Origin of the sequence: Microcoleus sp. N9_A1 (genome assembly GCF_036701795.1) — a bacterium.
In the GTDB taxonomy this organism is placed as follows: domain Bacteria; phylum Cyanobacteriota; class Cyanobacteriia; order Cyanobacteriales; family Microcoleaceae; genus Microcoleus.
This window is the reverse complement of the sequence record NZ_JAUBRI010000030.1, coordinates 16,404-27,816: the sequence shown is the minus strand read 5'-3', so window position 1 is coordinate 27,816 and position 11,413 is coordinate 16,404. Positions and strand designations below refer to the sequence as shown.

Here is an 11,413-nt window from a genome sequence, read left to right as displayed (position 1 = left end):
GGGCATCTAACCTAGGAGCTATGGATGAACATCGAGCTAATCCTTAAAAAATGAAAATAATTTGCAGTTTCAAATTTGGATTTTCCCGGACGATTTCAATGCGATCGATAAATTCTCGAAAGTAAAACCTGCGTTCTGATTCTGATAAATCGAGCCAAAATTGCCGCAGGGAAACTGTTTGGGCAATTTCTCGCAAATTTACTGGGGGCAGTTGCGCTAATTTGCTTTGCAGTTCGGCAATTTCGGTGCGGATTTTGTAGGCTCTAAACTCTGCGGTTTCCGTGTCTAAAATGCCGCTGTCAATCAGGGCGGAAAGTTGCTCTATGATTTCTTGTTTTGAGGCGATCGCCCTGACAATTCCTGCTTTAATTCCATTCATATTCGGCATTTGCAACCCAGCAACAGCATCGGGTAAATCCCGACAAATACCGGCGATGGTTAATTGCAATACTTCATCGTAGGAAATACCGCTACATTTAGGCTGTTTTGGACAGTTAATCGGTCGCAAATAAAGGTATTCTTTTTCTTTGCGGTAAGAGGTGACTTTGGCAACCGTCATGGGCGATTTGCATTCTGCACAAATTGCTAAACCTGCGAGGGAACGTGGGGCGCTAGCGCTGCGAGGAGAAAGGCAGCGGTTGCGGCGCAGTAACCTGTCTATTTGGGCGGCTTCTTCTCTGGAAATAATCGGGACGTGGGTGTTAGAAATTACTTGGCTGTTTTGATATTCCAAATCGCCTCGGTAAGCGGGATTTGTCAGCCAGCGGCGGCCGGTACTTACAGAGATTCTTTTGTTGTATTTCTTGGCTAAATACCGCACGGAACCTCGCAAGGAACCGTAAATTAAAAAGTGTTCAAAAAAGTCTTTGACGGTGGGGGCGGTGGTTTTATCGATCGTATAACAATCTTTGCCGCGCCGGTAGCCGTAGGGAGCCTTACCCGGTGGAATCCGGGATTTGAGGCGGTTGCGGGCGTGTCCTTTGCGAATACTCCGGCTGTGTTGGCTGCGCTGGATTTCTGCGAGGATTTGCAGCAAGTTTTTGCGGTTTCGCGGTTCGGTTTCTGCTTGTACGATGATTTCGACGCCGAGGTTTTCGAGTTGCCCGAGGTGCGAACACACTTGCTGTACGGTGTCGCCGAGTTCTTCAAAGCGCTGAATTAATAAGTATTTGACTGGTTCTGTTTCGCAGTCTTTTAGGAGTTGTTGCAGTTGTTGTCGCCCTCCTAAGTCTTGATAGGTGCGATCGACTTCTTGACCCCAAATTTCCGGTGCGGGTGCTGCTTCCAGTAGCGGTTCGGTGTAAGAATAAGCGATGATTTTCATCTGTTACTCGCTGAGTTCGATGATGTTGCCGTCGGGATCTTGGGTAAATAATGCCGATCGACCTGACGCGCTCATTTGGAACGGGCAATTGTGAGCGATTAACTGCTGTTTGGCTGCCTCTAAGTTAGCAACAGAAAAGGCTAGATGCCGGTTACGTCCCCATTTGGCATGGTCTACGGCATCTGGCATAATTGTTGCACCTAAAATTAGGTGGAGCTGGAAGTCGCCGATTTGATACCAGATTCCGGGAAATTTTAAGTCGCGATCGATTTTTTGCAGTTTTAGCACGGTGCTGTAAAAGTGTTGGGATTGTTCCAGGTTGGAGATGAGGATGGCGCTGTGGAGGGATTGAGTAATTTGCATTTTTGTGGGGATTTATTGTTTTATTTTAACCGCTGATGCAGGCTGATGAGCGCTGATTTTTTGATGTTGGTTGAGTTTTTGATATGATAACATTGTCTGTCGCTCTTAATGTATCTATTATCAAGTCTTGTAACAAAAAACTGCCCGCTGGGAGTGTTTTTAACAATGGTTTCAGAAAAAAGTGCGATCGTCTCCAGATCGGGCAAATTCCGTCTCCGCAATGTCTTGGTAGTTCCCTTTGTTCTCCAAATTTTGGCGGCTGTTGGCTGCGTTGGCTATCTCTCTTACAGAAACGGAGAGCAGATAGTCAACAATATTGTTAGTCAGTTGCGGCAGGAAGTGAGTGCGAGAGTTTACGAACGTGTTCAAACCTATCTGGAAGCTCCGCCACTGGTGAATCAGATCAATCAGGATGCTGTACCTTTGGGGGTGTTGAACTTTGACGACTTGGAGCAAGCTAGACCATATTTTTGGAAACAAGTTCTGCAATTTAAGTCGATCGGTCACGCGGGAATTGCCAACGAAAAAGGTCAGTACCTGCGTGTGGGTTGGGTAAATCGTCTGGTTGGACTTGAACAACCTCAGCTTGTCCAGCAACTGATTCCCGGTGGTGGCGACTTGATATATTACAACCTAGACGCTGATGGAAACCCCACAAAGATTGACAAAACCACGCCCAATTATGACGTTCGCACGCGCCCCTTTTACAGAGTTGTTGTTGAGAAGAAACAGGCAGCTTGGAGTGAAGTTTATATTAATTTTGGCTACGGTACGCTGCAAATTAATGCGAGTTTACCCTATTATGATGGCGAAGGAAAACTAATTGGCGTGCTGACTTGCCAGATGGGACTAGATCAAATTCGCCACTTCCTGCAAACCTTACGCGTGGGTAATTCCGGTCAAGTATTTATCATTGAACCCCAGGGTGAATTAATAGCCACCTCGGTTAAAGAACAGCCTCTTTCGGTGGGAAAAGGCAAAGATACAAAGCGGATCAAAGCACAGGAAAGCAGCAACCCGCTGATGCGTCAAAGTGTGGTTTATCTGCTCGAACGCTTCAAGCGTTTGGAAGACATCGATCAAACTGTTCAACTTGACTTTAAGCTGAACGGTGAGCGGCAATTTATCCAAGTTTCTCCGCTAACTGACAAGTACGGTCTCAATTGGCTGAGTGTAGTAGTAGTTCCTGAAGCGGACTTTATGGCGCAAATTTATGCTAACACTCGCCACACAATTTTGCTGTGTATTATGGCTCTCATTGTCTCTGTTGGAGTGGGTATTTTCACCGCTAGCTGGATTACTCGCCCCCTGAATCAAATTGCTCAAGCTTCAGAATCTTTAGCAGGTGGTGATCTCAACCAGAACGTTGATTCCAGCCGGATTTGGGAAATTGAAACCTTAACAACTTCCTTTAACAGCATGGCGAGACAACAGCAAGAATCCTTTGAAACTCTAGAAGATAAAGTCAAAGAACGCACCTCAGAACTCGCTACAGCCACTCAACTAATTGCCGCTCTTAACCAGCGCCTGAAAGCGGAAAACCTCCGCATGAGTTCCGAACTCGATATCCTCAAACAAATGCAGCAGTTAATTCTGCCCAAACCTGCGGAACTCGCAGCAATTGAAGATTTAGATATTGCCGGATTTATGGAGTCAGCCTCGGAAGTAGGCGGTGATTACTACGACGTACTTTGTACTAACGGGGTGGTCACGATTTGCATTGGTGATGTCACCGGACACGGATTAGAAAGCGGCATTTTGATGGTGATGACTCAAGCTGCTGTCCGCACTCTTCAGGAAATGCAAGAATCCAACCCGGTGCGTTTTTTAGATACCCTCAACCGCACTATTTATAAAAATGTCCAGCGCATGAACTCCGACAAAAATATGACCCTAGCTTTGCTCAACTACGCCGATAGCACAATTAGTATCAGCGGTCAACATGAGGAAACTCTTGTGGTCAGGAAAGGTGGTCAAATCCAGCGGATAGACACCATAGATTTAGGATTTCCGCTCGGCTTAGATGAGGATATTTCCGAGTTAATCAGCCATGTTTTAGTTGACTTAGAACCTGGGGACGGGGTGGTGCTTTATACTGACGGCATCCCCGAAGCTAGAAACATACACAAAAAATTTTACGGTATCGAAAGACTCTGTGAAGTGGTTTCTCAAAACTGGCATTTGAGCGCCGAACAAATTAAGGAAGCCGCCATTGATAATTTGCGAGACTTTATTGGAGAACAAAAGGTATTTGATGACATTACCTTGCTGGTTATCAAGAAAAAGGATTAAGTCCTGTCTGTTTTTGTTCTTGCTTTCTTCACCCATCACTGCTATTCTAAAAAAAGATATTTGGGATCGGCTGTGTTTGAGATAAAAATATGTAGGAATAAAATTTTATAAAAAGCTCGCTCTACCGCCTTAGTAATTAAAGCTCTACTCGGCTCTATAAATAAATGACAAACAGCATCTTTCGACTCTTGTCAATCTTCTTAACTATCGCAGTAATAACTCTATTTCCCGGAGTTGCTAATGCAGGTCAGATTTCCGTTCACAATTCTACTAACCAGCCAATTACTTGTGATGCTTCTGGTGGTATTCGCAACACAGTTAAGCAAAATATGCAGAGGATATTGCTCTCACCAGGCCAAACTCTTGGACTCAACCCACAGGATTTCTCGACGCAAACGATCGCTCGCGTGGAGTGTAAAGGATACAATGTTGACAATCTGAACGTTACCCCCAATAGTCCCGATCGCTATTTATCTTTCACAGGTAAAGCCCAGCAGACTTTATCGGTATTGTTGTACCCCTATTTACCGACAACACCAGAAGCAAATTTTCAGCCGATGGTACAGCGGATTGTCAATGAGTTTCAACAAAAAAATCCCCAGATTTTGCTCAATGCAGTAATGACTCAAGCTTTAGAATATGACACCTATACCTACAGCAATTTGCCGCATCTTCTGGGTAAAAATGGATTTGATTTAGTTGAGCTTGATACCTTAATGTTAGGTGATGCAGTCGATAACCATTTGATTCTTCCAGCTTCCCAAGCAATATCAACTTCCAAGTTTTGGCAAGTAGGTCTAGAAGCATCAACTTACAACAATCAACTCTACGGTTTTCCGACTTGGCTGTGTTCATATTTCTTATTCGGGCGAGACCGCGATATTTGGCAAGTTAAATCAGTGCCGGGATTAATTAATTATTTATCTCACAAACCACCCGTAAAACCGCGATTAATTGCAAATTTTAACAGTGACTGGAATGCGATCGGCTTTTATTTGGATGGCTATACAGACTTGTTTGGGTTTGATCGCGTGACAGAAGCTTTGGAGAAACCGATCGATCCGCAGGTAATGAACAATTTAGTAGAAATATCTGCAGAATGTGCAGTCAATGGTACAAATGGCTGTGTCAACAACTACTATAATCAAGATCCCAACGCGGGATACCAGGACTTTTTAGCAGGGGCCAGCAGCTTTATTGGTTTTTCGGAAAATTCTTTTTATATCCGCTTGTCCGATACCCAAAAGCTACCTCTTTTTGCCACACCAGCTCCCTATGGTCAGGAACTTAAACCATTGGTTTTTGCTGATACTTTAGCTGTGAATTCTTCTCGATGTAACAATCAAGATTGTCAGGCTAATGCTGTCAAGTTTATCGACTACATGAGCAGCGTTGATACCAAACTCTGGATTGCTTTTAGCGAAGATTTAGATAGCGGTACGCCACCCCGGCGATCGCTACCAGCCATCAAAGCTTTCTACGACCAGCCGCGAGTCGAGCAAGACGAACTATATCCGCAATTCGCACCATTAGTCAAGAACCCAAACGCAAATTTTCCTAACTCTCTTTCCGACAATAAAAAAATAGCGATGTACCAAGAAATTTGTACGGAATTTAATCAACAGGAACCGGAATATCCTAAATGTGACTTTAACAGGCGATCGCTCCTACGAAGCAAGCGCTTCAAAGGTTTTTAACACAATGGCTGGGATGTGCGATGGTTAGCGATCGATATCATTGTTTTTTGGTCAAATCTTCCCTAAACCTTGCGGGCTGTAGTAAACTAATCACTAATGACCGCAAACTTTTTTATATTCCTTGAACTAAAAGCTGACTAGGATTTCGCAACCTGAGCGGTGGTAAGTACGTTCTGAATCGCTGAAACCATTGCCCCCCATTGCATCGATCCATCGATTTGTGCCTTCATCCTTCAACATTTGCTATAGCAACTATGACCCTAATATCAATTCCGGGCTACCGGGCGATCGAACAACTCTACTCGGGGCCCAGAACCTTCGTTTACCGAGGTTTTTCTGAATCCGACAATCAACCAGTCGTCATCAAACTACTCAAGTCTGAGTACCCGACTTTCAGCGAACTGGTGCAGTTTCGCAATCAGTACACCATTGCCAAAAATATTGAAAATTCCGGTATTGTCAAACACTTAAGTTTGGAAGTATACCGTAACGGTTTTGCCTTAGTGATGGAGGATTTTGGCGGAATTTCTCTAGCAGAATACATCACCACTGGTGCTTGGAATCTACAGGACAAAATTACCCATAGCCTAGAAAACTTTTTACAAATTGCCATTAAAATTTGTGGTTGTTTAGAAGCCATATATAACAGCCAAGTTATTCACAAAGATATCAAACCCCAGAACATTATAATTAACCCTAACACTCAAGAAGTTAAAATAATTGACTTTAGTATTTCCTCGCTTTTGCCTAGAGAAAATCCAGAAATTAAAAATCCTAATATCTTAGAAGGGACATTAGCTTATATGTCTCCCGAACAAACTGGAAGAATGAATCGTGGGATTGACTACCGCACCGATTTTTACTCGCTAGGAGTAACTTTTTACGAACTGTTGACAGGACAATTGCCATTCCAATCTAACGAGCCGATGGAATTGGTTCACTCTCACATTGCTCGCCAGCCAATTCACCCGATCGCCCTCAATCCTGCCCTCCCCCAAGTATTGAATGACATAGTGCTCAAACTGATGGCGAAAACAGCCGAAGCACGCTATCAAACAGTTAGTGGCATCAAACACGATTTAGAAAAATGCTTAAAAGAATACTCAGATCATGGCACTATTCAACTGTTTGAATTAGGCAGCAGAGACATTTCCGAACGCTTTGTCATTCCCGAAAAACTTTACGGCAGAGAAACCGAAGTTTCGGCCCTATTAGCAGCCTTCCACCGCGTCGCCTGTCCCCAGGAAAATTCCGCAGGCGCCGATTTGGAGGTTTCCCCTAGTAGCAGCCGAGAGCCTCAGAAACTCCCCCGTACAGCTACTACCGAAATCATGTTGGTAGCAGGCTTTTCCGGGATTGGCAAAACCGCTGTGGTTAACGAAGTTCACAAGCCAATCGTCCAGCAGCGGGGATACTTTATCAAAGGGAAATTCGACCAATTCAGGCGCGATATTCCCTTCTCAGCATGGGTGCAAGCTTTGCAAAGTTTCCTGCAGCAATTACTGACAGAAAGTGTTACTCAAGTTCAGCAGTGGCAAGCCCAAATCTTGTCCGCTTTAGGCGATAATGCTCAGGTAATTATTGATGTTATCCCAGAATTAGAACTTTTGATTGGCAAGCAACCTGCTGTCCAGGAATTGGAACCCAGTCCTGCACAAAATCGCTTCAATCTGTTATTTCAAAAGTTCATTCGTGTCTTTGCTACCAAAAATCACCCCTTAGTGATCTTCTTAGATGATTTGCAATGGGCAGATTCAGCATCTCTGAAACTAATGCAATTGTTGCTAGGCGAATCAGAAGGTCAACATTTGCTGCTAATTGGCGCTTATCGAGATAATGAAGTTTCGAGCGTTCATCCATTAATGCTGACTTTATCAGAGATTCGCAATCTACCAAATCGCAGTATCGATCGCCCAGCCCCTATAATTAATCAAATTACTCTTGCGCCACTTTCAAAAATCGACTTAAATCGTCTAGTTGCTGATGCTTTAAGCTGTCCCCTGAATCGCTCGCTTTCTTTAACCGAATTGATTTTTCAAAAAACTAAAGGCAATCCTTTTTTTAGCAATCAATTCCTCAAAAAGCTGCATGAAGATCAGTTAATTTATTTTGATTTTACCCCGTTGGATGGGGGAGAAAGGGGTGGTTGGCAGTGCGATATTACTAAAATTAGAGAATTGGCAGTCAGCGATGATGTCGTCGAATTTATGGCGAATCAATTGCAAAAATTGCCGCTAAATACTCAAAATATTTTAAAACTAGCTGCTTGTATTGGCAGTCAATTTGATTTAGAAACCTTAGCAGTTGTTTATGAAAAATCTCAAATAGACACTGCGGCTGATTTATGGAAAGCATTGCAAGAAGGTCTAATTTTACCGCAAAGTGAAGTTTACAAATTTTTTGCAGATGATGGGGAGTCTGCACCATTAGCTGTTGCCGATTGTCAATTGGCCAGTTACAAATTTTTGCACGATCGCGTTCAACAAGCTTCTTATTCTTTGATTCCCGATGAAGCCAAACAGTCAACTCACCTAAAAATTGGCAGATTGTTGTTGAGTAATACCCCAGAACATGAAAAAGAAGATCGGATATTTGATATTGTCAACCACTTGAATATTGGAGTGGAATTAATTGTCGATCGCACCGAAAGAAATCAACTAGCTTCATTGAATTTAATTGCTGGACGTAAAGCTAAAACTTCTACAGCTTATGCTGCTGCTGTGGATTATTTAACTATCGGCAGAAACCTGCTAGCAGATGATAGCTGGACAAATTTATACGGCTTGACGATCGATCTTTATGTAGAAGCGGTTGAAGCCGAATATTTGAATACCAATTTCGATTTGTCGCACCAACTTGCGGAAATAGTTCTATGTCGAGCGCACAATCTCCTCGATCAATTCAGAGTTTACGAAGCACAAATTCAGTCTTATATTGCTCAAAATCAGATGAAATCGGCAGTAGATACTGGATTGCAAGCTTTGGGAATCCTGGGTGTTTCTTTGGAAACAGAACTTCCCCCTACAGTAGAGATATCTGCCTTAGCTAATTTGCCCGAAATTAATGATGCTTATAAAATTGCTGCTTTGAGGATTTTATGTGCGATCGCTTCTGCAGCTTATCTAGCCCGTCCAGAAACTTACCCAGCCGTTGTGTTTACAATGGCACATATTTGTAGCAAATATGGAAACTCTGCCCCGGCTAGTTATGCCTATGCTTGTTGCAGTTTAATCTGTGAAGTAATCGGAGAAATTGAATTAGGCTATCAATACGGCCAACTATCTTTGCAGGTATTAGATAAATTCCCATCCCAAGAATTTCACTCGAAAGTTGTGATGGTGTACAATGCTTGCGTGAGACATTGGAAAGAACCCAGTCGAGCGAGCATATCGTCTTTGGTATCAGCAGTCCAAAGCGGTTTAGAAACTGGCGATATCGAGTATGCTTGCTACTCGGCTATGTATCTTTGCATCTACAGCTTTTTTAGCGGTGAAGACTTAAGCTCTGTAGATAAAAAATACGAGCAGTATTTGGAGCTAATGCTAAATTCCAAACAAGAATATCAGACTTATTATACTAAAATTTGGCGACAACTTACATTAAACTTACAAGGATTAGCTGAGGACAATTGTCGATTAGTTGGGGAGAGTTTTAATGAAGATGAAATGTTGCCTGTTTTGCTGGCAGCAAATAATGTCTCTTCCATCTTTGGGGTTTATTTTGCTAAATTGGTGGTGAATTATTTGTTTGGCGATCGCGATCGGGCTGTGGAAAATGCCCAGCTAGCAGAGCAATATGTCGCGGGTGTCGGCTCATTGATGATGGTTCCCCAGTACAATTTTTACCATTCCCTCGCCCTCGTGGCACTGTATCCCGATGCTGATGCGATCGCTCAAGAACAATACTTGAACCAAGTTGCAGCCAATCAGGAAAAAATGCAAACTTGGGCATTCCACGCACCGATGAATTATCAGCACAAGTATGACTTAGTAGCCGCAGAAATAGCACGAGTATTGGGACACAGGCTCGAAGCAATGGATTTGTACGATCGCGCCATTGCTACGGCAAAAGAAAACCAATACCTCCAAGAAGAAGCACTAGCAGGGGAATTGGCAGCTAAATTCTACCTTGAATTAGGCAAAGATAAAATTGCCCGCGTCTATCTAACGGACGCTTACTACGCTTATGCTCGCTGGGGATCTCAAGCAAAAATTCATGATTTAGAACAAAAATATCCCCAATTACTCAGCCTGATTCTCGAACAAAAAACAAGTTTGTATGCGGGAGAGACAATCGCTCAAACTATAGTCGGACCACTCACGTCGGCTGGCAATAATATTTGCAATATGCTGGATTTGGCAACAGTTATTAAAGCTTCTCAAGCCATATCTGGAGAAATAAACGTCGAGGAATTGCTCTCAACTTTGATCCAAATTTTGACCCAAAATGCGGGAGCTTCAAAAGGCTCTATCATCTTACAAAGAGCAGGCGAATTATCGATTGTTGCTAAATGCTTAGACGAGCGCTGCTATTTGCCCAATATTCCCCTTTCTCAAAGTCAAAATCTTCCCATCACTGCCATTAACTACGTCTGGCGTACCAGAGAAACCTTGGTAATTAATGATATTGCTACTGAAAATATCTTTGCGGCCGACCCCTACATTATTCAGCACCAACCTAAATCTGTATTGTGTACTCCCATAGTTAACCAAGGTAAAGCGATCGGCATTTTGTACTTAGAAAATAGTCTCACCCCAGGTGCATTTACTCCTGACAGATTGGAAGTCTTAAAAATTCTCTCTTCCCAAGCAGCTATTTCGCTGGAGAATGCTCTGCTATATCAAACTCTAGAAGATAAAGTTGAAGAACGTACAGCCCAACTAGCCCAAGCCAATCAGGCAATTTCTGCCCTCAACCAACGCCTCAAAACCGAAAATCTGCGGATGAGTGCCGAACTCGATATCCTCAAACAAATGCAGCAGTTAATTCTGCCCAAACCTGCGGAATTAGCTGCAATTGCAGAGTTAGATATCGCTGGGTTTATGGAACCAGCAGATGAAGTTGGTGGCGATTACTACGACGTACTTTGTACTGAGGGGGTGGTTACGCTCTGCATTGGTGATGTCACCGGACACGGACTAGAAAGCGGGATTTTGATGGTAATGACTCAAGCTGCTGTTCGCGCTTTGAAAGAAGTTCAAGAAATAGAGCCGGTTCGCTTTTTAGATACCCTTAACCGCACTATTTATAAAAATATCCAGCGGATGAACTCGGACAAAAACCTGAGCCTAGCCCTCCTTAATTACGCAGACAGTAAAGTTAGTATTAGCGGTCAACACGAGGAAACTCTTGTAGTCAGAAGAGGCGGTAAAATTGAGCGTATTAATATGATGGATTTAGGATTTCCCATCGGCTTAGATGAGGATATTTCCGATTGGATTAGCCATGTTTTAGTAGACTTAGAGCCGGGGGACGGGGTGGTGCTTTATACTGACGGCATCCCCGAAGCTAGAAATAGACACAAAAAATTCTACGGTATCGAAAGACTCTGTGAAGTGGTTTCTCAAAACTGGCATTTGAGCGCCGAACAAATCAAGGAAGCCACCATCGCTGATTTGCGAAAATTTATTGGAGAACAAAAGGTATTTGATGACATTACTTTGCTAGTATTGAAGCAACAGGGAAATATTGTGCATAATTTATGAGTGACGGTCGTCAACCCGGTTTCTACGGGGGG

At 43.2% G+C, this 11,413-nt stretch carries 5 protein-coding genes; 3 read left to right on the top strand and 2 right to left on the bottom strand.

What is annotated here, in order from left to right; genetic code table 11:
• Positions 1-43 precede the first annotated feature (43 nt).
• The gene (locus tag QUA58_RS15700; protein WP_333251417.1) at positions 44-1,324 is read right to left on the bottom strand and encodes a recombinase family protein; all 1,281 of its coding nucleotides are present in this window, start codon (positions 1,322-1,324) and stop codon (positions 44-46) included.
• A 3-nt stretch (positions 1,325-1,327) separates the two neighbouring features.
• Positions 1,328-1,687: a VOC family protein gene (locus tag QUA58_RS15695; protein ID WP_333251421.1), complete on the bottom strand. Its 360-nt coding sequence runs from the start codon at positions 1,685-1,687 to the stop codon at positions 1,328-1,330.
• 165 nt (positions 1,688-1,852) lie between these two features.
• On the opposite strand from QUA58_RS15695, the gene QUA58_RS15690 reads away from it, so the two are divergent.
• The 3 genes from QUA58_RS15690 to QUA58_RS15680 all read left to right on the top strand — a co-directional run bounded on the left by QUA58_RS15690 (position 1,853) and on the right by QUA58_RS15680 (position 11,381).
• Entirely contained in the window at positions 1,853-3,979 is a 2,127-nt protein-coding gene (locus QUA58_RS15690) for a SpoIIE family protein phosphatase (RefSeq protein ID WP_333251424.1), read from the top strand.
• Between the two features lie 164 nt (positions 3,980-4,143).
• The gene (locus tag QUA58_RS15685) at positions 4,144-5,676 is read left to right on the top strand and encodes a hypothetical protein (RefSeq protein ID WP_333251428.1); all 1,533 of its coding nucleotides are present in this window, start codon (positions 4,144-4,146) and stop codon (positions 5,674-5,676) included.
• 254 nt (positions 5,677-5,930) lie between these two features.
• Entirely contained in the window at positions 5,931-11,381 is a 5,451-nt protein-coding gene (locus QUA58_RS15680; protein WP_333394755.1) for an AAA family ATPase, read from the top strand.
• The last annotated feature ends 32 nt before the right edge of the window (positions 11,382-11,413 follow it).

Excerpts from the sequence above, each read along its gene's own strand:
- QUA58_RS15695 (WP_333251421.1), bottom strand. The coding sequence starts at position 1,687 with ATGCAAATTACTCAATCCCTCCACAGCGCCATCCTCATCTCCAACCTG.
- QUA58_RS15700 (WP_333251417.1), bottom strand. The coding sequence starts at position 1,324 with ATGAAAATCATCGCTTATTCTTACACCGAACCGCTACTGGAAGCAGCA.
- QUA58_RS15680 (WP_333394755.1), top strand. The coding sequence starts at position 5,931 with ATGACCCTAATATCAATTCCGGGCTACCGGGCGATCGAACAACTCTAC.
- QUA58_RS15690 (WP_333251424.1), top strand. The coding sequence starts at position 1,853 with ATGGTTTCAGAAAAAAGTGCGATCGTCTCCAGATCGGGCAAATTCCGT.
- QUA58_RS15685 (WP_333251428.1), top strand. The coding sequence starts at position 4,144 with ATGACAAACAGCATCTTTCGACTCTTGTCAATCTTCTTAACTATCGCA.